The organism is Robertmurraya phoenicis, assembly GCF_047302285.1.
Classification (GTDB): Bacteria; Bacillota; Bacilli; order Bacillales; family Cytobacillaceae; genus Robertmurraya.
Genome location: NZ_CP154845.1, coordinates 731,863 through 754,463, shown reverse-complemented (window position 1 = coordinate 754,463; position 22,601 = coordinate 731,863). Strand labels below are relative to the sequence as shown.

The following is a 22,601-nucleotide window of genomic DNA, read 5'->3' as shown; positions in this document are numbered from 1 at the left end:
TATATTACAATTAAAGGAAAAGAGGGAAGCGGACTGACAATCCTATGAACTTTATTGCCAATAGGGGGAATTTTACATGAGTATGACAACACATCATTTTAAAAATGTTTGTCCACGAAATTGCTATAGCTCCTGCACGATGATTTCAGAAATCGAGAATAATCAACTTATTCATATTTCCGGAGACACTAGTCATTCATATACAAAGGGAAAGCTCTGCGCAAAAGGGTATGCATATGGAGAAAGAAATCATCATCCTAGTCGCCTAAAGTTCCCCTATTATCAAGAAGTCAAAGGTTCAGGGAAATTTAAACAAATCACCTGGGAAAAAGCTTTTGAACTAATTTTATGTGAAATATTGAGCATATATGAACGTTATGGAAATTTTCTCCCTATTGGCCTTTATAAATATACTGGTAACTTAGGCGTACAACATTTTGTTGCAGAACAGTTTTTTTCCAGTATCGGTGAGACAACGAGAATTGTCGGATCCCCTTGTGCATCTGCAGGTATTGAAGCAATCCAATATGACATGGGCAGCGCTAAAATGTCTGATCCGTCACAGCTTAAAGATGCAAAAATGATTATCCTCTGGGGCTCAAATCCTGCTGTCACCAACATACACCTTATTCCGTTTATATTGGAAGCTAAAGATAAGGGAGCAAAGATCGTCGTCATTGATCCACTTTTTACGAAAACGGCAGAACTTGCTGATATGTATATCCAGCTTTGTCCTAGCACTGATGGCGCTCTCTCAAACGTTTTGCTTAAATGTTTGTACGAATCTGATGCTTTAAATAAAGAGTTTATTGCTCAACATTCTTTTGGATTTGATCATTTTTATGAATGGATTAATCAAATTGATGTCCAAGAATACTTGCAAATTTGTGGAATTGCAAAAAGTTCCCTTGAATTATTGTTAGCTTGGATACTTGAAGCTGAAACGGTTGCTCATATTATCGGAATTGGATTACAACGCCATCGTAACGGAGGACAAAATATCCGCTCCATCCAGGCATTAGCAGCTGCCCATGGTGATATTGGAACATATGCTGGAGGTATCTTTTTTGGCCGTGGAGATACAATGGAGTTTACGAACCAACAGGAAACTTCAAATCGGGAAATCAATATGAATACGTGGATTACTCAAGGTCAACCAGCTCTTGAGTTTATGTGGATTAGCTGTAGAAACCCTTTAACACAGGACCCTAATCCTCGTTTAATACAAGAGCACCTTATGGAGATCCCATTTGTTGTGACCGTTGAGCAATTTATGACACCCACAGCGGCAATGTCCAATCTCATATTACCTACTACCACCCACTTTGAGGAAAATGATATTGTCACGAATTTTTGGCATGACAAAATAGCCTTTAATGAGAAAGCCCTTCCTCCATATTATGAAAGTCGGAGTGAATGGAATATTATGAATGAACTTGCGATTCGGTTAAAAAATTATAGTGAGGGACTATGCTCTTTTCCCATTTATTCTTCTGAAGAGGCTTATTTAAATAGGCAATTTAATGAGGAAATTTGGGAGCATCATGGTGTTCGTTCATGCTCAGATTTACGAACAGATTCTTTAAGCAAGCCTACTGGAAAAATAGCTTGGGAGGATAAAAATTTTTCAACAAAAACAGGAAAGTACCATTTTTATTCAAAAGGGGCAAAAGAAAATGGGTTTCCTGCCATTCCGAAATTCATTGCTGGGAAGTCTCCGACAAAAGAACACCCTTTTTGGCTGCTTACTCCTCACCATCCATATACCATTAACTCACAATCATTTTCGATTGATTTAAGCGATGATGGAGAAGCTTTTGTTGGCATTCATCCAAAAGTGGCGGAAATGCTTGATATTTATAATGGAGAAATCGTTCAAGTTTATAATTTACAGGATACGATTGAAATTATAGCGGTCTATAGTGCACAGGTCCCCGAAGATATACTTTTGATTTATCAAGGCTGGTACCAACGCTCACAAATTATTGTCAACCGCTTAATTCCTGTCTTAGAAACGGATATGGGAGAGAACGTATCTGGTGCAAAAGGAATCGCCTACTATGATACATTTGTGAATATTAGTAAATTATGAAGGAATAGATGGGCATTTCTCGAATTAGTTTAGAAGAAAGGAGTTTTGCCCTTGCATATAAAAAATTTGATGATTCCCATTAAAGTGGTCGCTCTTGAGTGCTTACTGTCGCGTCTTCACGAATCCCACCCTAAACATCCTGATATCCAGGCAGTTTATGCCCGTTTCTTAAAGGGGTATCGTGGTGAGAAAGCAGTTAAGTATTACCTTGATTTTTTATCAGATAAAAAGTTTTTCCTCTTTCATTCTCTTCGTCTTCCAAGTGGGAAATACCATTTTCAAGTGGATTACCTGATTCTCACTACCCGTTACGCGTTAATCCTCGAATGCAAAAACTTCTTCGGTACGCTTTTCTTCGACGATTCCTTCAATCAAATGATTCGCACAGCCAACGAAAAAGAAGAGGGCTTTCAGGATCCCATTTCTCAAGCAAAATGGCATCAGCAGCAACTGAGGAACCTACTGCACTCTCATGATATCTTCCTCCCTATTGACTATTTCGTCGTCATCAGCAATCCTTCCACTATTGTGAAAACAACTCCAAAGAATAGACAAGCTTTAAAAAAGGTTATTCATGGACATAGTTTGTTAGATAAAATTGCTGAAGTAGACCAGTTGTACCAAAATGAAATATTCGATTCTAGAGGTATTCGAAAATTATGCAAACAACTGATGAAGAGTCATGTGGAGGAAGAATTCGATGCGTTAAGGAAGTATGGGTTGAGGACGAATGAGATTTTGACCGGGGTTCGGTGTCCAGAATGTGGTCGAATTCCGATGATTCGTCAAAACAGAACGTGGTTTTGCTGCGAATGTGGCATGAAGGACAAAAATGGGCATGTTTCAGCAGTGCATGATTACTTTCATTTAATTGGCAAAACGATTACAAACAAACAATTTCGGGAATTTGTTCATTTGGAGTCCGATACAAGTGCAAAAAAGATGCTGCAGGCAATGAATTTACCTTTTTCAGGGTCAAATAAAGGTAGAATCTACTATGATCCGAAAAAACGTTAGCCTCATTTTATGGATATCGGTCTTAAATGAAATATATCGGTCTTTATTTGATTTTATCGGTCTAAATCGGAATATATCGGTCTTAAATCAATTATATCGGTCAAAACGACCCATATATCGGTCTAAGGACTAATAGTAATTATAACCTATAAGGAGTTTGAATTCTTTTTAACTTTTTACATTTTAGCAAAATTTGTCATTTAACGTCATAATGCAAAAAATGAATAAGAAACGAGTAGGTGGACATTTCTCGAATTTACTAGATGAAAGGAGTGTTGCTCTTGCATGTGAAAGTATTATCAAAGCCCGGTAAACTCTTGTCTCTAGAATGCCTGCTTCGGCGCCTTCACTAATCCGATCCACGATATCCTGATATGCTAGGAGATTATGCCTGTTTCTTAAAATGGTATAGAGGGGAAAAGCGGTTAAATATTATCTCGATTATTATCAGATAAACAATTTTTCCTCTTTCATTCCCTTTGTTTTCCAAGTGGTAAGTATTTCGTCGTCATCAGCAACCCTTCCACGATTGTGAAAACAACTCCTCAGAACCGACAAGCCCTGAATAAAGTTATTCATGGTCATAGTCTGTTAGATAAGATAGCTGAAGTCGACCCGTTGTATGCAACTGAAGTACTCGATTCTAAAGGACTACGAAAATTAAACAAACTAAAAAAATATCCTCCCTCTAAGATAGACAGATTAGTAAATATAAATCTGTTTGGTCTTAAGGAGAGCATATGTAGTCACTTTTTGAGTAATGCTACCTCTCTTATCGAATCATTCTAATTTCTTTTTAAGAAAGTGACATTCGTACATCTTTATCTTCTAGAAACCCTGCATTTTCGAGTTCCATAGAGGATACTGGTTTACTAAAATAATTACCTTGAACAAATATGAGATTATTTTTCAGTAAATATAATGCTTGCTCTTTTGTTTCCACCCCTTCACATATAATATTCAGATCCAATTCTTTTGCTAATGAAAAAATAGCTTTGAGGATTGCTTGGTCCTTCTTCCCATCTTTACTGTGAACCCCTTGAATAAATGTCTTGTCTAACTTTATTTTATCAATTGGTAGATGTTTAAAGTAAATCATGGAAGAGTATCCTGAACAGAAGTCATCTAGTGATATATTTACTCCTAAAGTCTTTATTTCATTTAGCCGTAATTGAGTCTCTTCTAAGTTTTCTAGAAATGCAAGCTCCGTTACCTCTAATTCTAAAAGGTGGGGAGGTATCCTGGAGTTATAAATGGCCATGATTAATTTGTCAGTGTATTGGGCATTTTGCAGTGAGACTGGAGAAATGTTTATGGCAAATTTAATTGAATTATAGCCATTATCCATCCACTTTTTATACTGCAGTCCCACTTGTTTAATGATCCATACTGTTATATCATCTATCAACCCCGTTTTTTCACAAATTGGAATAAACTCATCTGGGGGAATATTTCCTAAGGCCGGGTGCTGATAGCGCAATAATACTTCTAAGCACTCCGTCTTCTCTGTATAAAGATTTACTTGTGGTTGATAGACAAGGTAGAAATGTCCGGCTTTAATGGCATGCTTTATATCATTCTCCAATAACATCATTCGATTAATTTCACTTTCAAGCTCCAGGGTGAAAAATTTATATGAGTTTCGTCCATTTTCTTTAGCCTGGTAGAGGGCTTGGTCAGCGTGAGATAATAAGGTTGGATTATCTTCACCATGTATAGGAAACATGCTAATTCCAATCGAGCATGTTGTTATGAAATGATGATCCTGAATAGACCAAGGTGTTTGTAAGGACTCAATAATACGTTCTACTACCCGTGTAACTTCTTCTTTTGAATGAATTTCTGGTAAGATGATGGCAAATTCATCGCCTCCAAGTCTGCAAAGAGAATCTGTTGTACGCAGTACATTTTGGATTCTCTTGGCAAAGTTTTGTAAGAGCTCATCTCCAACATCATGACCCATCGTGTCATTTACCCATTTAAAGCGATCGCAGTCTAGAAAAAGCAAGGCAAACTTTTTGTTTCCTTCTTTTGCATCGGAGATGGTTGTTTCTAACCGTCTTTTGAATAGTCTGCGATTTGCTACCCCTGTTAAAGGATCGTAATAAGCTAACTGCTCTAACTTTTCCTCGTATTGTTTCTTTTCAGAGATATCCCTTGTGATCGCAGCAAATCCTTTAACTGCCCCATTTTCATCTTTGAGTGGTGAAATCGAGATATTTACGTCAATGAGAGTGCCATCTTTTCGTAACATCTTATCTTCCCAGTTGGTGATACTTTGTCCTGCTATGAGACTCTTTCTATAGGTTTCTTCCTCTTCCGATAAATGTTCTGGAATAAGGGGTAAAGGTTTCCCTTTAATTTCTTCCTGCGACCAACCATACATTTTCTCAAAGGATGGATTAACGTAGAGCACTTCGCTATTGGTATTCGTAATATTAATCGCATCTGCCGTATTATTCAGAAATGAAGTTAGACGCTCATTCGTGTCATGTAATGTCACTTTTAAAGATTCATTTTCTGTCAAGTTTTGGACAATGACAAATACACCAAATGAATTTTTTTTGTTTACAAGGGGAACACATTTCAAGCTAAGTCGTAGGAGCTTTCCGTTTTTGTGATACCCATGGACCGTACTTTCTTTTGAAATACCAATTAGGGCATCATCAAGTTGAGAAAAGAAACTAAGATGGTTTTTTTTCTCCACAAGATTTATAAAAGTCTGTTCTTTTAGTTCGTCGTAATGGTATCCAAACACATGTTGAACAGCCTCGTTTCCCCCCTTAATTTTTGCATCCCCGTCCAAAATTAGTACCGCATCAGGATTATGTTGCAATAAGGAATGGTAAGCAAATTTATTAAACCGTTTATCTGTGAACGGATTTTTCTTATATAAAATTTTTCCAAGTTTAAAAAGAAGGATAAAACAAAGCGCAATAAGGACTATGATCTCGGAATTGAATATCGTCAAAAAATAGAGTTTCATAGTTTTTTCTCCTTAAAAAGTCAATTAATTTAGTAGATTTATCTTAGTAGTTTTTCAGGATCTCTACAAGACAACTATCGTGAAATGGAGAAAATCAGGTTTATAATGTAGAATATATATGTAGGAGAATAGTCCTTTTTAACTATAACTGTAACGGTTGTCTAAATATTATCAAAAACAAGGATCGACATAATTTCTAACATTTTCATGTTAAAAAATGCAGTAGTTTGTATTACCATGAAGTACGATGGTTTTCTATAAAACATTTCAAGAATTGATGCTCTTTAATAAAAAAATTAAGAGGTGATAAGATGAACCCTATACAAATTCCTCCGCATATAAATTCTGCATTTGAACGAATATCTGATGGGATATTCTCCTTTAATAACACTCTTCAACTGACCTATATGAATAAAAAGGCTATAAATTTCTTCCATCTTACAAATGATAGTTATCTAGGAAAGCACATAGATGAAATATTTCAAGGCGATTTATTGTATACACTTCAAAAGCAGATTGCTCATTCCCTCTCTATTCAAAAAGATACTCGTACTGAAATACATTTGAAAAATGACTCTAAACAATGGCTTGAAGCTTATATCTATTCTTCCTCTGATGGAATTACCGTCTTGATAAGGGATATTTCAACTAGGATGCAAGTGGAAGAAACCATTGAGACGAAGCATAAGCAATTGGTATTGTTAAGTGAAGCAGCAAACCATTTATTATATAAAACAGAACCAAAGGAGATTTTAGACTCACTCTTTCAAGAGCTCTCTGCTTATTTAGATCTCGATGTTTATTTTAACTATGGATACGATCAATCGAGAGGTAAACTTAGATTAATGAACTACCAAGGTATTCCTGAATCAGTTGCAAAGGAAATTGAGTGGCTTGAGTTTGGGGAAGCTGTTTGCGGTTGTGTGGCCCAAAAGCGGGAGCGAATTGTGGCTGAACATATTGACCAATCGGAGGATCCTCTAGTTCAACTTGTTAAAGGCTTTGATATTAAGGCATATGCGTGTCATCCGTTGCTATCTGCTGGAAAATTAATAGGTACGCTATCGTTTGGTTCTAGTAAACGTTCTAAATTTACCGAGGAAGAACTTGATCTGATTTTTACAATTTGCAATCAAGTTGCCATTACCCTAGAAAAAATCTCGTTGATCTCAGAGCTTAAGAGGAAAAAAGAAGAAGCTGAACGGGCAAACCAAGGGAAAACAGAATTCTTATCAATGATGAGCCATGAATTTAGGACACCGATGAATTCCATTTTGGGCTTTGCACAAATACTTGAGGCTGATACAAAAGAACCCCTAACCCTTAAACAAAAAGATAAGGTACAAAAAATATTAAAATCTGGACGACACTTATTAACATTAATTAATGATTTGTTAAACATTGGAAAAATCAATACAGAGATAACCGCTACCAAATTTGAAGCAACAACGCTAAAATCTCTCATTAAAGAAATCGTTAAGATGGTTCAACCGATAGCAGAGACTAAAAATATAAAAATCTGCAATCGAGTTTGTATCAATGGTAAATTAAAAGTTATGGCTGAAACTACAAGGTTAACACAAGTGATGCTCAACCTGCTATCCAATGCTGTAAAGTACACGGATAATAATGGAAAAATAGTTCTCACTTCATATATCGAGAATAATTATCTTAAAATTGTAGTTGCAGATAATGGGATTGGTATTCCTCCAGAGGAACAAGAGAAGATTTTTACTCCCTTTTACAGAATTTTTGACAGGAATATGAATATAGAAGGTACAGGGATAGGATTAGCATTGGTTAAGCAATATATTCATGAAATGGGTGGGGAGAGTGGCGTAGAGAGTAAACCAGGCCACGGGAGTAATTTTTGGTTTACGTTACCCATAAGCCACTAATGGAGAAGATTATGTAGACTTATTAGGAAATGTGCGTTTTTTTATTTTTGCACATGATTTAAGAGTGTTCTGGAGTTGTTTATGATGTTGAAAGGTGTTAATAGAATGTTTCCATATAAAATATTACTTGTGGATGATAATCATGACTCCATCGAAATTATCGAATATTTCATACGTAATCTCCCTGATTTCGAGATTATTGGAGTTTGCATTGATGGGGAAGAACTTGTTGAGCAGATCATACTAAAAAAGCCTGATCTAGTACTCACCGATATTAATATGCCAAAGAAAAACGGGATAGATGCCATAAAAGAGTGTCTATCGTTTAATCATGACTTAAAATTTATTTTTTTTACGGGCTATGATGAATACGCACTCGAAGCATTTCGACTTTCAGCAGTTGATTATCTAGTCAAACCCATTGAAAAAGAACGGTTATATCAAGCATTAGATAAAGCAAGGGATTTACTTCGCTATGAACGAGAAAAAGACAATCCGATGCGACCAGCAGATACAATACTAAACTTAACATTAAAAGACCAGAAAGGTACGCGTTATATCCCACTAAAGGATATTTACTTTATAGAAAAAATAGAAAAGAAATGTTTGGTATACACGAAGGAAGAAATATACGAAACGAATGAAACCATTAGTAAGCTATTGGAACGTCTAGACGATACTTTTTTTCATTCTCACAGGTCCTATATCATTAATTTGAAAAAGATTTCTCATATTATGCCGCGGAATGAAAGCTATATCGTTCATTTTGCGAACTATAGCAATCAAGCAATTATCTCGAAACTAAAAATAAATGATGTAAAAGAAAAAATTTCTCGACTACTTAGATAAAGCGAAGGACAAGTGAAACCAAGGGGCTTTAATGAACTGTGTAAGTAAGGTATTCGTAAGGTTCCTTACTCACACAGTTTTTTATTCAGTCGACACTCTGAACGTTTCTTTATATAGAAACGTCTATTTCTTCCCTCATGGAAAAGTCTATACAGTAACTAAGAGAATCAAGTGTCTAGATTGGCATTCTATGTAACAGCTCAAAAAATTTATTAAAATTTTCATTTTCATGTAGGATATTTTTCAATATTTATAGAATATACTGTATTGTTTGAAAAAATTTAGGAGGTAAATACAAAAATGGTTGAAAGATATATCGAACTAGTTTTAATGTATGAAGAAAAGCTAAGAAGAAAATTAACACTAGATGAAATTCAACAAATAAAATCTATCGTTGCAAAAGAATTTAAAAGAAAAACGATGACAATAACCAATTAAATATTATGACATCCTACACTGCGAAAACTTAAACAACTTTTACTCTTAACTCCCTAATAAGCCATATACCTCTTGAACCTTCAATTTTGAAATATATGCAACCTTATCAGTACCTGAAAAACGGGCAAGATAGGTCTCACCAAATGGTTCAATTTTTATAATTTTTTTTAGATTAACTAGATAAGAACGATGTGTTTTGTAAAAATACTCTGGAAGTTTGTTTTCAATCTCTTGAAGGGAATCTGAAGTCTCAAAGATGCTATTTCTTACATGAATAAGTGTTTTTCGACCCTCTTTTTCAATATAAAATATCTCGTCTATGGAAAGATAAAGAAAAGTACCATTTGATTTAATCGAAAGCTTATTTGAGCTTGTTTTCGTTGATTGATTTCCTATACTTTGCTGCATTTTAAGCAACTTTTTGGCCTTTTCCAGCGCCATAAATAATCGGGTTCTTTCTATAGGTTTAACAATATAGTCGACTGCAGATATATTGAATGCTGCCACTGCAAACTCGTCATGCCCCGTTGTAAAAATAACTTGTATGGTAGGTAAAACTTTTTTAAATATCTTAACCGCCTCAAAACCATTGATACCAGGCATGTTGATGTCCACTAAAGCAATATCAGGTTTTTCTTTCACTACTGATTCGATTAATTCTTCTCCATTTGATACTTCTGATACCACTTCATACTCAGGTGATAACCTAGCAAAATGAGATAATATTGTTCTTGAAGGTTGATCGTCGTCAGCTATTATTACTTTTATTCTATCCATTCTTTTCCCTTTCTAAAGTACATCTAGCAATACCCTCTTTTGAGGTATTTTGCCACATGTTGCTAACACTATACATTCATGACTGGCTTCATTTGGTTTCTATTTACCGAAAATGCAATACTTCATTTTCAACTTATTGCTAAAATTGACAATGAAATCAACATACCTTTTCTACCTGTATGCTGTCAATAACGAGATAGACATGATAGAACTCCATACAGGCCCCTGATGCACGTAATAGGACATCAGGAGACAAATTTTTGCCATTTTACATATTAGTTATCATTAAGACGAATAATCTAACCTTCATCATGATAGTCAGTGTTTTTCGAATGAATTTTTAATTGTTCGATAATGCTTTTTCTACCAAATTCATCTACTAATAGTCCTATGCCATAATCCACGGTAGTCCCCATCTCTTTCTTCCACTTAATAATCCCATTACAGGAAAATTCGCTCGTATTCAAAGGAAAGCGTAGAGATAACTCAATGGTTTTATAGTCTGTTTCTGGTATATTTAATTCTGAATTTATTTTTAGTCCTCTTGGACTAATGTCAAGTATTCTTGCCATCCCCTCATGAGTTTTTACAACTTTTTCATCAATCTTTACAATTCTAAAGTGCGCCAGTATAGGTTGCTCGAATGTATATCTAAAAGCTGATTTTCTTTTAAACCTCATGGATACTACTTCTCCTTATATTAATGTGAGGACTACGACTAGGTCATTCCGATTCTACTTAGCACAGTCTATTGCTGATTTTCGTTAAGGTCAACATGCCAAGTATCCACATAAAATTCCATATTAACCTTAACATCCATCGGATCGTCGGATAAAATTCGAATAGCTGAAACTAATTTTCTTATCCGATAATACGATCCATTTTCCATATCGCTTTTTATATTTCCTGTCGAATTTTTTAGTTCTTCTTTCAATAAGGTACTCAAAAAGTTTACTGCTTCCTCCATTTTATCCCCCTCCTACAAAGAAACAATTTCTTATATTTTTCATAGTTCTTACTTACTAATAGTATGCTTGATTACTACGGATGAAGGGATCACCTTCTACTCTCATTTATAAGGATTAGCACTAATAATAGGAATATATTCCTATTTCACTCCAAAAGAGGGACTGAATAATCCTTTTTACATTTCAAAGTGTCCAAAAAACCCGAATCTCAGACTTTTCATCGCCAAAATTCGGGTTGCTCCTACTCCTTCATTGCCGCTTTCCATTGCAACTTTTAATTACTTTTTATCATATTTCAAATCATAAGATCGGCGAATTGAAGCTCGAAATGTCTGTTTTTTCGTCATTTACTTTTAACAATACCATTGTGATATCATCCTTTTGGGGAGCTCCTGATGTAAATTGATTGATGGATTCCATCACATACTTTTCAATCTCTCCTGCCTCTCTCTCTTTGCTCTCTAGTAACGATTGAATGAGGCGATTTAATTGATATTGTTCACCTACTTTATTTTGAGCTTCAATAATGCCATCTGTATAAAAGAATACAGTATCTTGTTTTTCTAATTGTACAGTTTCTTCAAGATAGACCTGATTTGGCAACCCTCCCACCATAATACCTTTAATCTTTGGTAAGGAATTTATGGTGTTCTTTCTTCCCTTGATTAATAGTGGTAGATGGTGCCCAGCATTTGCATAACTCAATATCCCCGTTTGTGGATCCCAATCCGCACAAAATAACGTTACAAAAGACCTTAGGATTCGCAAGTCTTCATAAATGGCTTGGTTCATTGCTGTCAATGTATCACCTGGCCCTTGCGTACTTTCTGCTGCACTACGAAAAGCCCCTCTCGTTAATATCATCAACATCGCAGCAGGAATTCCTTTCCCCATAACATCACCGATTACAATTCGGATTTTCCCATTGTATAATGGATAAAAGTCATAGTAATCTCCTCCGATTAATCGAGCAGGGATAGTATTCCCAGAAACTTCTCCGCCTGTAAATTTAGGTGTCTTCCCGTTCAATAATTTTGTCTGGATATTCCTAGCAATATTAATTTCACGCTGTAGGGTTTTGTCCATTATTTTTTGATTATCGGAAGTTGTTTGATGGAGGTTAGGAGACAAATTACCAAAATCCATCAAAGCACCTCCTCTTGGATGGTCATTAATATTTGATACAGGCCAACCGTCTCAAACACTTGTTCTGTTAACTCATCCACACCTTGAAAGAATAGTTTAAATCCTTTTTCTTTTGCTAAATATATAGCATTAATAATGGAACCGATCCCCGTTGAATCTATAAATTCCAATCCTTCGAAATCAAAAATCAGTGATTCGATATCATTCATATCATCTAAAAATGGATCAATAACACTACTAGTCGAAATATCTAATACACCTTTTAGCTTTAATAGTATCGTTAATCCTTGAATTTCCCTCTCTACTTTTAACCCCATGTACTTGCCCTCCCTGCTTTAAAGCTTAAAATTCCCCATCTTATCGAAGAGAGTATTTGATATCTCAGATAATTCCCTCGATTGCTCATACAAAGATTTAAGTAAGTCTGATAGTGTAATCGTCATAATCGTTGTAGAAGCAGTCCGTTCATTTGCAATATGTCTCATCAATTCTGTCGTTTCAAGAAGCTCCTTTACTTTTTCATTTTGTCTATTAGGTGCCAATAGATGTTCAATTTGATCCAAGTACTCAGTAATCTCGTACAATTGTTCCCTAGCTTTAATAGTCTTCTCTGTCGATATTTCGTATATTTTTTCAACAGAATGAGCTGCTTCTTCTTCCAATTTTTCAGAAAGTTGCTGAGTCTTATTTGCTTGCTCTTGCGTATCTTTAATAAATGTACTTAGTTTATCCACCATGATGTTTATAGTAACAGAAAGAGAAGATAGTTCTCCTCCATTTTGAATTTGACTCTTTATAGTTAAATCTCCTTGTTCTAGTAATCTAATTTGGTTAATGATTTTTTGAATATGCTCATAGATTTTCTCAAAAAATTTAATGGTGATTAGGAAAAGAGCTAGCATAGAAACAAAACCCGAAATAACCAAAATGGTAGAGTGTTGATAGATTGGTGCTGTCATTTGTTGATAGTCTAAAGAAATGTAAATAGCTTTCCCATGATCAATTGGAAGAAATAACTTCAGGTACTTATCTCCATTTATTTTCTGAACATTTGTTTGTTTCACTGGGTTGTCCACCATTGTTATAAGGGTTTGAACATCTTCTTTTGATAGAGTAATATCATCTCCAAATACGATCTTTTTTCTCGGAGGATATACTTGTTTTTCTAATTCTTGATTTTTATATAATTCTGGGTCTAAAACAGCAATTTCCCTTACTAATGCATTATCAGCTTTCATGACTTCAATCCATAAATTCGGTCCTACTTTTTCTGTTAATTGAGATACTTCTCTTGCTTCGATATAGGGGTTAATAACATAATCCGTACCTTCTACCTGAAAATAGGCATATTTGAAGAATTTAGGCTTGTCATGGACATCTGAATGTACGATTGGAAGTACTAGTAGTCCTTTGTCTGTATATGCCTCGACTACTTCTGGTTCACTCCCACTAAACAAAGCATCTACAACATTAGAAACCTCTATCCCATGTTCTTCTGGGTTGTAACCAAGATCAGCAGGGTCTGTTGCCTGAACGACTACCATACTCTGACCCTTTTTCATATAAATACTAATGCCAGCAAGATTTAGTGCATCTCTCATTTTTACAAGTTCTTCTTTTGTGATATCAGCTGCGCGTTCCTTATTTATTAAGTCTCCTATATGCTTCGCTGTTGCTGCTAATTTCAAATCAATTTGTGCTTCAATCTCTTGAGAAGCAAGATTTGTTGCTTTAATCCCTTGATCAATACTTTTGGCAATAAGAGAAGACTGGTTTTCAATCGCAACGTTTACCTGCTGATGGATAAAGTAAATCTGTAACACCCCTGAGATGATCGCAATAATAAGGAAAACAGTTAAAATCCTTGATGAAAATTGCTTTCTCAGGGAGCATTTTTCTTCTCGTTTCAAAGTAAATCCCCCATTTCCCAAATTCTTATTTCTTAACTAGTTGGTGAAGAGTTACTTTGTCACTTAAATAAGGTCGCTTTCATTTGAGGAGTATTATCAAAAATCAACCAACTTCACATCGCCCCTTGCATTTCCTTCCCTGATATCAAAAATTAGAATAATTGTCGAACCTCTAGGGGTTGTGCACAGTAATATTTGTTTTGCCATTTTTCTCATGATGGTAAATCCCTGTCCCATTGACCTTTTCGTTGAATATCCTTCTAATAATACTTTCTTTGGCAAGTCCTTGAGAGAAAATCCTGGTCCCCTATCTTCAATCACAAAACACATTTCATTTTTTTGTTGATCCACAATGAGCGTCATTTTCCCTTCTTCAGCGTGTTTAATCGTGTTTGTCATCGCTTCAGACAATACCAATAATGAACTCATCACCTTTGATTTAGGCAGTCCTATCTTTTCAAGGAGCTCTTGCACTAAATTTCTGCATAATGGTATATCTGAGCTTTTTTTTATTGTTCCTTCACATAAGATATTTCCTACTCTATAATGATTCATTTCTTCTTCGTTAATTAACAGAAATTGACCTTGGGTTGCGGCAAACATTACTTCACGATATATCGTCCACCTATCCTGTTCTAGGTGCGAGTCTGAATCTATTTTTGGCTTACAAGTCGGTGAAGAAGCAGCAGAAAATAGCTCCTGCTTATGAATTTCATATGCTTTTAACATCGCATTTTGAATATTTATGTCGATATCTAAACTTTTCACTTTTTCCGTAATATCTTCTTGTTGATTGTTCCAATCTAGCATTTGTTCACTTAGATAGAGGATGAATTCCATTTGGTTTTGATAATTCGAGAAAGAGGATGCTTTGATTTTTGTTGACCAATCGTATAACATTTCCGATTCTTTCGTATCCATACCAAGATATTCTCCTATCTTTTGAGCGAGAAACCCGCGCTTTGTTTGCTGCATCAATTTTGAAAAGGAAACATTAAAAGATGGGGTTGGGAGTTTTATATATTTTTTTTCTTTAGGTTTTTTTAATCTATTATATAATTGCTTCAACTCGATATTCACACGATGACCTCCAATAACCTCTTTTTGGATATCAAAAAAGCTCACCAAAAAGATTGGTGAGCTGCATACATAGAGAAGAGAATTGTCCGGTAGACACTTCTTCTTTCTCAACATTTGATCCAATCCTTTTCGGTAACCCGGCGATCATAGCTAAATATAGCCTTAGACCCGAAGCTTTGCGTCCTTATTTTTCAATAAGTTTGCCATTATCGAAGGTTTATGTGCATTTTTTTACTAAAATGAATGTGTAAATAGGGAAATTGCGATATCGCTTTACAACATAAATCGATCATCTAATTACCCTACTAATTTAACTTTTTCTCCCATAATTTCTTTTAGTTGGAGCATCTCAAACACTTCCCTAACCAAAGGCTGAATGTTCCTTATCTTTATCTCAGCGTCTTTCTTCTTTAGGATTTCAATTAAGTTAATAAATATGCCTATTCCAGTAGAATCAACAAATGGAACACCTTTAAAGTCAAATTCAACATCAATACATGACTCCAATGCGGGGATAATTTCTTCCTCCATAATTTCAGATACTTCTATATCTAAGTCACCTTGAAATTGGATGGAAATAGTCTGGAATGCCCTATCTATCTTATATGAAAACATGCTTTATTCTCCTCTTCCAAAGTTAAAGGACTAACCTTTCATTCTCATCTAATCTTGCTACTACGTTTCGTTGCTCCTTTTGAAAGGTATGCTTAACTTTCCCTATTTGGATAACTGTACTCTCCTTTGCAAGTCCAATTTTAATTATTCCTTTGTTTGAAACGATAACCTTACTTATCACTCCTCCTTCTGAGCCAACTTCCTTAATATTAGCCTCAAGCCTTGCATAAATTTCTCCACCTCTTAGAACCCCATTAATCATTATGTTTCCACCTGAATGAACTTTAGAATTATAGCAGCCCTGCCCTGTAATAAATACATTTCCTCCAGAATGGATTTTACTGTTTAGAGCATATTTGAGCTTAACTATGCACTCTTTATCTTTATCATTATTATTCTTCTCTATCATCTCCTCGATTTTTTTCAACAAAGCCGTCAGGCGTTCGGGAGAATGATATTCATTTGATACAGAAGTTTGGAAACAAAGCCGTAATTGCTCAGCCAAGGTAAGCCATTCTAGGTCTAGTAAATGACTTCCTTTTTTACTCACCCCAATAAATTGTTGAACATGGGTATTTAATAATTGGAACTTCTTCTCCAAAAGGATTTTAATTAAAGGGAGTAATCCCTTTTTACTATAGTCCGATGTTTTAAAAGCTGGCAGATTCATAAGCTGATGAATGGTGGAGAGTAATTTTTGCATTTGCTCATGTATGTTAGCTAACATATATACCATTTCAGAAGTAAAGATATTTTGTTTTCCTGCTGAAATGGTGCTCCCTATAACATTACCGTGAATGGTGAGAGTTGAGGTTGAGGATACGGAAGCAGAATATACGTTCTTAAAGATACCCACATTCCCTTCTCCTTCTACAACCATCCCATCTTCCACATGTCCAAGGATATCAACATCTCCTTTAAATCGAATATTTCCAGATGAAATATTCACGTCACCTTCATGAACAAGCTTGGGAATAATCGATACCTTAGCCAATAATCCCTTTTGCTCAACCATTGGTCTGCCGGTTTCAGTAGCAACGATTTTGTTTTGATTTTCAATAAATGTGGTACCTTTGCCATATTGAATAATTAACGGGTAAGTTGGCTTTGGCGGTAGAGGTTCATTTGTGACAGTATAACCAGGGGTTCCTGGAATAGGAGGATGAACGATGGCGACGACTTGTCCCTTTTGAACGGTGGGGATGACTTGGATTTCTCGAAAATCAACCGTGCCATTTGTCCGTTCTTTCAAGCCCCTTTTGGTATCGGTATCAACCATCAATTGAATCCTACCATTCTCCCCGTCTTTCGGTGGTATCCCACTTGCTATGGTAAACTGACCCTTGGTATCCGTATTCACAGCTCTCATAATTTCACTGTGATTAAAACCATGTATCACTTTTAATTCCTCAAGACTGCTTAACACTTCTTTATATTTAAGGTCATTAATCATTTCAACCGTTTCTTCTGCTTCTAATACAATGTGAAAATCAGGGGCAGTATCCTTCACTTTGCATATCTTTCTCATTCCTGGTTCGATAAGCAACACCACATGTAACCTATCGGAATCCATTGTGATATTCCACTTTGTCTCTTTAACCTCTTCCGTAGTTTGCAGTTCAAAATGGTCTTCCTCTGTTGCAATCGTTGTTCCGTGTACCAATTCATTGTTTTTTAATAGCTTCACACCTTTTCCCACAGTGATAGTAGGATAATGTAGCTCAGATGCCTTACAAAAGATTTGACCATCTTTGACCCAAACTTTCCCTTCAAGTTCTTCATCAGGTATATCCTTAAAAATTGGCTCTATAGTATGTTCAATTTGAGTTTGTGCTGGTTCACTTGTTGGGCTCTCAATATTCTCAATCATATCTTCAATATTGTCAGGTGATATTATCTCAACAAGTTCTGAATGACTACTTGGCGATTTGATTTTCGTTAATTTTACAACTGCTTGCCGAGAGCCTAAGCGTAAAAATCCCTTTGTTTCTTGCTGAATAACTTCAATGGAGACTTCTTCTTTTTTAGTTGCCAAGAGTTGAAGTCCCAATTCAATTGCTTCCATTACATTTTTCCCTTTGGATAAAACAGATTGACTCATACAAATCTACCTTTCCGAGAAATTTATGAGAGATTTATAGGTGCGACCATGCTTCCGTAGCGAGTTAAACAAATCATTAGTAAAACTATTCTCTGTTAACTTTTGTGGTTTTCCTAACAGATAGCCCTGAGCAACAGGAACTTTTAGTATTTTTGCCATGGCTAAATCCATCTCCTTTTCAAGTCCCTCCAAAACAACAACCATTCTCCCCTTCGAGTACTCGACTAATAGGGAAACCACACGTTGTTTCTTCTTTGATGAGGAAAGATCCTTCGAAAAATACCGATCCAATTTGATACAATTCGGGGTAAATTCGATAATCTTTTGAAATGTAGATTCCTCTTTTCCAAAATCATCTAATGCTACAAAAAAACCTTTTTCTTTTAGAAAGGCGATCCTCTTTTTCAAGTGCGGGATTTTCCAAATATGTTTTTCATGCTTCGTCTCATTGAGTTCAAACACTATATTTCCTATAATTGTTGGATATTTGGTTACGAGTTGCTCAATAAATATCTCAAGATCCTCATGTAACAGAGTGGACGGGAAAACATTAATAAATAAGAGCTCTTCCCCTGATAGGTCTAAAGGAAAATTACTGACCGCATGGGATATTGATAATGTATCCAGTTCATATAGCAATCCTTCCGTTCTCGCCTGCTCAAAAGCCTCTTCAATATTTCGACACGAGTATTCTTCGGGGAACCTTAGAAGAGACTCAAAGCCAAAAATACTCCAGTTATTCAGGTTCCATAATGGCTGATAAACATGCTCTATTCTTTCGTGTTGTATAATATTTTGAAGTGCGCTGCTCATTGTTACCCTCCATTCCCTAACAATCTGCAAACTTCCGAATTGTTTGATTTGTTACCACCAATGTAACTTTTTTCCTATTTTATGTCGATTCCACAAAGTGCATATGAGGCAGAATTAGAGACATATGAGCAGATTGAGAGGACAGATTACGACAAATTCAGAGGATTTCACGACATTTCTCTACCATAAAGGAATGCAACTTAAGACTTTTGTCCTACGAAAAAAACCCTGAAGAAGATAGAGTTTACTCTTTAATATCTACTTCAAGGGTAATATGATGTTTGATGTTGTTATAGCTTAAAAATACGTATTAATGCGTTCAGTTCCTCATAGCTAACGCACACTCTTCGTTTTTTAACTTGAGATGCGCCATTATCAAATTGATTCAGTTAAATACGTCGAGATTTTTCTTAGAAAAGATTGGACTTCAATTGGCTTGGTAATATACTCCTCAAACCCTTTACGTAAAGCTAATTGAATATCATCAAGCATTGCGTTCGCACTTAATGCTATAACAGGAATTTGTGCTGTCCTTTGGTTCGCTTTTAATTGTTCAAAGACATCAAATCCATGCATATCAGGGAGATGCAAATCTAATAGTATTAAATCAGGAAGTTGGTCTAACGCTACCTGAATACCCTCATCACCTCTCATAGCAGAAAGTAAAGTTATTCCATTAATCGTTTGTAAAATTTCAGATACTAATTGTAAATTTGCGAAATTGTCCTCAATATATAAAACCCTTTTTTCATAACTTAGAGGAGCTATACCATGATTGTCTAAAGAATGAATTTGTTTCACATATAAGGAACTCAAGATTGGAAGGCTAAACCAGAAATCACTTCCTTCTCCAATACGGCTCTCTACGCCGACTTCACCACCCATTAGATGAATCAGTTGTCTTACCAAGGAAAGACCAATTCCAGTTCCTTCTATGTGGGGATGTTCTCCACGGTAAAACGGTTCAAAAATTTGTTGCTGCTCTGCATCTGATATCCCAAATCCATTGTCAATGACATGAATAAAAACGTTATGTTTCTTTACTTCACAGGTAATCATCATTTCCCCATTTTTGTTGTTATATTTAATGGCATTATCTAATAGGTTTAAGATGACTTGTCTTATTCGGACTTGGTCAATTTTCACGCATATATCGGTACACTCATCTAGCTTATTTATAACGTGAATATTCTTTTTATCAGCTGCTGAGCTAATTAGATTAATACATTCATTTAGAACTGTCTGTATTTCAATCGGCTCATTAGAAATTTTGATTTTCCCCGTTTCAATTCTTGATAAGTCTAGTACTTCGTTTATAAGATTTAATAGATGTCTTCCGCCTATTAAGATTTCTTGAACAAAATCTTGCTGCTGTTTTGATAACGTCGTATCTAGCTCAAGTAATTGAGCAAATCCAAGAATTCCGTTCAAAGGTGTTCGCAACTCATGGCTCATTTTCGATAAGAATTCTGATTTGATCAAGTTCGCTTTAACTGCTTCTTCCTTCGATTGGATAATTCCTCGTTCCATTTGTTTGCGTTCCGAAATTTCTTCAAATGTCCATAAGTGTCCCTTTAATTCTCCGTCCATATAGAAAGGGAAATACCTTCTTTCCAAAATTCTCTTGTCTGGTAGTTCCACTTCATCCACATTTGGCTTCTTTCTAGAGTAAATATCTTTTACTCTTTCTACTTCCCATTCAGTATTCTTATAAATCCCTTCACGATATTGCTCAATATTCTCGCCTATAAAGTCACTTAATGAGTCTTTCAAATTAAACATGGTACAAAATGGTTTATTTAAAGCCATTATATGGTAGTTATTATCAATCATAATCATACCGAGAGGAAGGCTATTCATGATGGTTGAATTTAATGCATTGACTTCCCTAAGCATGATTTCTTGCTCTTTTTGTTTCGTAATATCTGTCATGGTAAACAACACTTTGGGACCTTGATCATTTTCCAATGATTCAAGAAGTTTCGTGTTCATGCTTACCCAAGTAGTATGCTCTTGATGCTTTATCCCTATGATTTCTCCGGTTACCATATTCCCGGTTGTTAAAGTTTGATAAATGGGATATTTCTCAAGTTCTAAAGGAGTTCCATCTTCCCGAACAAAATTTATGATATTATTATAAATCGTTTGTTCTTGCAGTTCTTCCTTAGTTAACCCAAAAAGCCTATGAACATTATCATTAAATGGGACTATCCGGTCATCTGCTCCATATAACATAATTCCCTCAGACATTTCGCTCAAGATATTTCGGTACCATGTTTCTTGTTTTTTGTGGTATTTCTCTGCTTCCTTAAGAGGGGTAATATCAACTCCTGATGCAACGACCTCCATTATCTTTCCATCTTCAATAATAGGACTAAGTGTGACATAATAATCGACGCCATTAATGTTCCCTTCATAGCTAGTGATTTCTCCCTGCCAGGCTTTTTCGTATACATGTAGCCTATATTCAGCTTCTTCTTTCGAAAAGAAATCATGCACTTCCTTGCCAACTACGGCTAATGGTGATAACCCTACTCTATATATGATCTCCCCTTCACATAAGGTATGAATAAAACGCTCTCCTACTTTGATAAACTTGTATGTCAATCCCTGCTGCTTACGGATTGTATTGTAAAGGTCTTTCTGCGCTTTCCTAATATGTTCTTTGGATTTAAATAAATCTGTATTGTCTCTTGCTACAACAAAAGCCCCAAGCATTTTTTCGTCTATGATGATAGGGACAAGTGTTATAAGCATAGGAACCCAAGTTCCTTCGCCATTTAGAATAGGCGCTTCAAAATCCTGTTGCGCTTCTTGTATATGGAGAAGCTTGTACTCTACCATCGGTTGGTCCTCAGCTCTAAAAAATGATACCACCGATTTAGTTGTAATTGCTTCTCTCGTAAACTTAGAGATCTCTATTCCTTTCGGATTTACATCTGTAATCAGGCCATTATGATCTACTGTGAAAACAATATTAGGATTGTGGTCTACTAACGATTTGTATTGCGCTGATATAACCTTTTGATGCTGTTCTGCTCGGTACTTATCCAAATACGCCAAGGAAATTATCAATCCTAGGATAATAATTACAGCAATACATAAGAAATAGGCCAAGATATCTGTTGATATTTGATTTGAAAGAATATCAAAGTCTGCAAGCTTGCGGGCATAGTTATGAGAAGGTGTTCCTTCTATCATCACAGCTTCCATCGCGGTATAGTGAGCAGAAGCTGTCCCAAGTCCCAATACGATTGAATGGAAAACCACTCTACCAAAAGGTTTCGATTGGTTATTTTTCTGTGAAGAGAAAAGGAAACTAGCCCATCCTGATACAAAAAAGACCATAATAATGGACAGACTGATGAGTCCTATGTCATAATCCATATTTGCTTCCATTTCCATCGCTTTCATGCCTCTAGAGTGCATTCCGATAAAAATGAATCCAGATAAAACTGTGCTAATAAGAAGGCTCTTCTTAGATTGATAACAGGTGAAAAATGCAATAAAACCTCCAACACAAGCTAAAACAAAGGATAATATGATTTGACCTACATGATAAGTAATCAGTACATGGGCATCAAATCCAAGCATTCCAATAAAATGCATCGACCATATACCCAAGCCTAATGTAAGAGATCCACCAATAATCCATCTCACTATTGCACTTTTATTGGACGTTCTGATTTGATTAACAATATTAAAGCAAGCAAAATAAGTCATAATCGCTACAATAATCGATATCACTACAAGATGAAGGTCGTATGTGCCTGAGTACGTCATCTATATCACACCTTATGTCATAATGCTTTTATCATATATAAATACCAAGTTGCAGACAAACACTTTTTTAACAATGCATTTTTTTCAGCCGTGCTCAAATCTTTTCAAACGTTTATTTTTCCCCTATA

The 22,601-nt window shown here is 35.6% G+C and carries 17 protein-coding genes and 1 riboswitch; of the genes, 5 read left to right on the top strand and 12 right to left on the bottom strand.

The window, feature by feature from the left end:
- Positions 1-76 precede the first annotated feature (76 nt).
- Both AA0X71_RS03475 and AA0X71_RS03470 read left to right on the top strand, forming a co-directional pair.
- Positions 77-2,092 carry a molybdopterin-dependent oxidoreductase gene (locus AA0X71_RS03475; RefSeq protein ID WP_413359268.1) on the top strand — a complete coding sequence of 672 codons (2,016 nt, stop codon included), beginning with the start codon at positions 77-79 and terminating at the stop codon, positions 2,090-2,092.
- 51 nt (positions 2,093-2,143) lie between these two features.
- Complete coding sequence (locus tag AA0X71_RS03470) at positions 2,144-3,109, top strand: nuclease-related domain-containing protein (protein WP_413359266.1); 966 nt, start codon at positions 2,144-2,146, stop codon at positions 3,107-3,109.
- A 796-nt stretch (positions 3,110-3,905) separates the two neighbouring features.
- Here the strand turns inward: AA0X71_RS03470 and AA0X71_RS03465 are convergent.
- Positions 3,906-6,095 carry an EAL domain-containing protein gene (locus AA0X71_RS03465; protein WP_413359263.1) on the bottom strand — a complete coding sequence of 730 codons (2,190 nt, stop codon included), beginning with the start codon at positions 6,093-6,095 and terminating at the stop codon, positions 3,906-3,908.
- 311 nt (positions 6,096-6,406) lie between these two features.
- On the opposite strand from AA0X71_RS03465, the gene AA0X71_RS03460 reads away from it, so the two are divergent.
- The 3 genes from AA0X71_RS03460 (at position 6,407) to AA0X71_RS03450 (ending at position 9,280) form a co-directional block, all read left to right on the top strand.
- Positions 6,407-7,993 carry an ATP-binding protein gene (locus AA0X71_RS03460; protein ID WP_413359260.1) on the top strand — a complete coding sequence of 529 codons (1,587 nt, stop codon included), beginning with the start codon at positions 6,407-6,409 and terminating at the stop codon, positions 7,991-7,993.
- Positions 7,994-8,098: 105 nt separating this feature from the next.
- Entirely contained in the window at positions 8,099-8,842 is a 744-nt protein-coding gene (locus tag AA0X71_RS03455; protein WP_413359257.1) for a LytR/AlgR family response regulator transcription factor, read from the top strand.
- A 300-nt stretch (positions 8,843-9,142) separates the two neighbouring features.
- Entirely contained in the window at positions 9,143-9,280 is a 138-nt protein-coding gene (locus AA0X71_RS03450) for a hypothetical protein (RefSeq protein ID WP_413359254.1), read from the top strand.
- A 45-nt stretch (positions 9,281-9,325) separates the two neighbouring features.
- Here AA0X71_RS03450 and AA0X71_RS03445 read toward each other — a convergent pair whose 3' ends face one another.
- The 11 genes from AA0X71_RS03445 to AA0X71_RS03395 form a co-directional block, all read right to left on the bottom strand.
- Positions 9,326-10,057, bottom strand: a complete 732-nt coding sequence (locus AA0X71_RS03445; RefSeq protein ID WP_413359251.1) for a LytR/AlgR family response regulator transcription factor — start codon at positions 10,055-10,057, stop codon at positions 9,326-9,328.
- A gap of 299 nt (positions 10,058-10,356) precedes the next feature.
- The gene (locus tag AA0X71_RS03440; RefSeq protein WP_413359248.1) at positions 10,357-10,737 is read right to left on the bottom strand and encodes a PilZ domain-containing protein; all 381 of its coding nucleotides are present in this window, start codon (positions 10,735-10,737) and stop codon (positions 10,357-10,359) included.
- A 68-nt stretch (positions 10,738-10,805) separates the two neighbouring features.
- Entirely contained in the window at positions 10,806-11,024 is a 219-nt protein-coding gene (locus AA0X71_RS03435) for a hypothetical protein (protein WP_413359244.1), read from the bottom strand.
- A 301-nt stretch (positions 11,025-11,325) separates the two neighbouring features.
- Positions 11,326-12,171, bottom strand: a complete 846-nt coding sequence (locus AA0X71_RS03430) for a PP2C family protein-serine/threonine phosphatase (RefSeq protein ID WP_413359242.1) — start codon at positions 12,169-12,171, stop codon at positions 11,326-11,328.
- A complete protein-coding gene (locus AA0X71_RS03425) occupies positions 12,171-12,488 on the bottom strand; it encodes an STAS domain-containing protein (RefSeq protein WP_413359240.1) in 318 nt (105 codons plus the stop codon). The genes AA0X71_RS03430 and AA0X71_RS03425 overlap by 1 nt, the downstream gene beginning before the upstream one ends.
- Before the next feature lie 18 nt (positions 12,489-12,506).
- Positions 12,507-14,081 carry a methyl-accepting chemotaxis protein gene (locus AA0X71_RS03420; RefSeq protein ID WP_413359237.1) on the bottom strand — a complete coding sequence of 525 codons (1,575 nt, stop codon included), beginning with the start codon at positions 14,079-14,081 and terminating at the stop codon, positions 12,507-12,509.
- 96 nt (positions 14,082-14,177) lie between these two features.
- A complete protein-coding gene (locus tag AA0X71_RS03415) occupies positions 14,178-15,161 on the bottom strand; it encodes an ATP-binding protein (RefSeq protein ID WP_413359235.1) in 984 nt (327 codons plus the stop codon).
- 128 nt (positions 15,162-15,289) lie between these two features.
- Positions 15,290-15,376, bottom strand: a riboswitch (cyclic di-GMP riboswitch).
- A gap of 82 nt (positions 15,377-15,458) precedes the next feature.
- Complete coding sequence (locus AA0X71_RS03410; protein WP_413359233.1) at positions 15,459-15,776, bottom strand: STAS domain-containing protein; 318 nt, start codon at positions 15,774-15,776, stop codon at positions 15,459-15,461.
- A gap of 22 nt (positions 15,777-15,798) precedes the next feature.
- Positions 15,799-17,877: a flagellar assembly protein A gene (locus AA0X71_RS03405; RefSeq protein ID WP_413359231.1), complete on the bottom strand. Its 2,079-nt coding sequence runs from the start codon at positions 17,875-17,877 to the stop codon at positions 15,799-15,801.
- Between the two features lie 6 nt (positions 17,878-17,883).
- Positions 17,884-18,690 (bottom strand): EAL domain-containing protein, encoded by an 807-nt coding sequence (locus tag AA0X71_RS03400; RefSeq protein WP_413359228.1) that lies wholly within the window; start codon positions 18,688-18,690, stop codon positions 17,884-17,886.
- A gap of 375 nt (positions 18,691-19,065) precedes the next feature.
- The gene (locus AA0X71_RS03395; RefSeq protein WP_413359226.1) at positions 19,066-22,473 is read right to left on the bottom strand and encodes a PAS domain S-box protein; all 3,408 of its coding nucleotides are present in this window, start codon (positions 22,471-22,473) and stop codon (positions 19,066-19,068) included.
- Positions 22,474-22,601 lie beyond the last annotated feature (128 nt).

Excerpts from the sequence above, each read along its gene's own strand:
- AA0X71_RS03475 (WP_413359268.1), top strand. The coding sequence starts at position 77 with ATGAGTATGACAACACATCATTTTAAAAATGTTTGTCCACGAAATTGC.
- AA0X71_RS03450 (WP_413359254.1), top strand. The coding sequence starts at position 9,143 with ATGGTTGAAAGATATATCGAACTAGTTTTAATGTATGAAGAAAAGCTA.
- AA0X71_RS03440 (WP_413359248.1), bottom strand. The coding sequence starts at position 10,737 with ATGAGGTTTAAAAGAAAATCAGCTTTTAGATATACATTCGAGCAACCT.
- AA0X71_RS03430 (WP_413359242.1), bottom strand. The coding sequence starts at position 12,171 with ATGGATTTTGGTAATTTGTCTCCTAACCTCCATCAAACAACTTCCGAT.
- AA0X71_RS03435 (WP_413359244.1), bottom strand. The coding sequence starts at position 11,024 with ATGGAGGAAGCAGTAAACTTTTTGAGTACCTTATTGAAAGAAGAACTA.
- AA0X71_RS03445 (WP_413359251.1), bottom strand. The coding sequence starts at position 10,057 with ATGGATAGAATAAAAGTAATAATAGCTGACGACGATCAACCTTCAAGA.
- AA0X71_RS03425 (WP_413359240.1), bottom strand. The coding sequence starts at position 12,488 with ATGGGGTTAAAAGTAGAGAGGGAAATTCAAGGATTAACGATACTATTA.
- AA0X71_RS03465 (WP_413359263.1), bottom strand. The coding sequence starts at position 6,095 with ATGAAACTCTATTTTTTGACGATATTCAATTCCGAGATCATAGTCCTT.
- AA0X71_RS03400 (WP_413359228.1), bottom strand. The coding sequence starts at position 18,690 with ATGAGCAGCGCACTTCAAAATATTATACAACACGAAAGAATAGAGCAT.
- AA0X71_RS03395 (WP_413359226.1), bottom strand. The coding sequence starts at position 22,473 with ATGACGTACTCAGGCACATACGACCTTCATCTTGTAGTGATATCGATT.
- AA0X71_RS03460 (WP_413359260.1), top strand. The coding sequence starts at position 6,407 with ATGAACCCTATACAAATTCCTCCGCATATAAATTCTGCATTTGAACGA.
- AA0X71_RS03405 (WP_413359231.1), bottom strand. The coding sequence starts at position 17,877 with ATGAGTCAATCTGTTTTATCCAAAGGGAAAAATGTAATGGAAGCAATT.
- AA0X71_RS03410 (WP_413359233.1), bottom strand. The coding sequence starts at position 15,776 with ATGTTTTCATATAAGATAGATAGGGCATTCCAGACTATTTCCATCCAA.
- AA0X71_RS03455 (WP_413359257.1), top strand. The coding sequence starts at position 8,099 with ATGTTTCCATATAAAATATTACTTGTGGATGATAATCATGACTCCATC.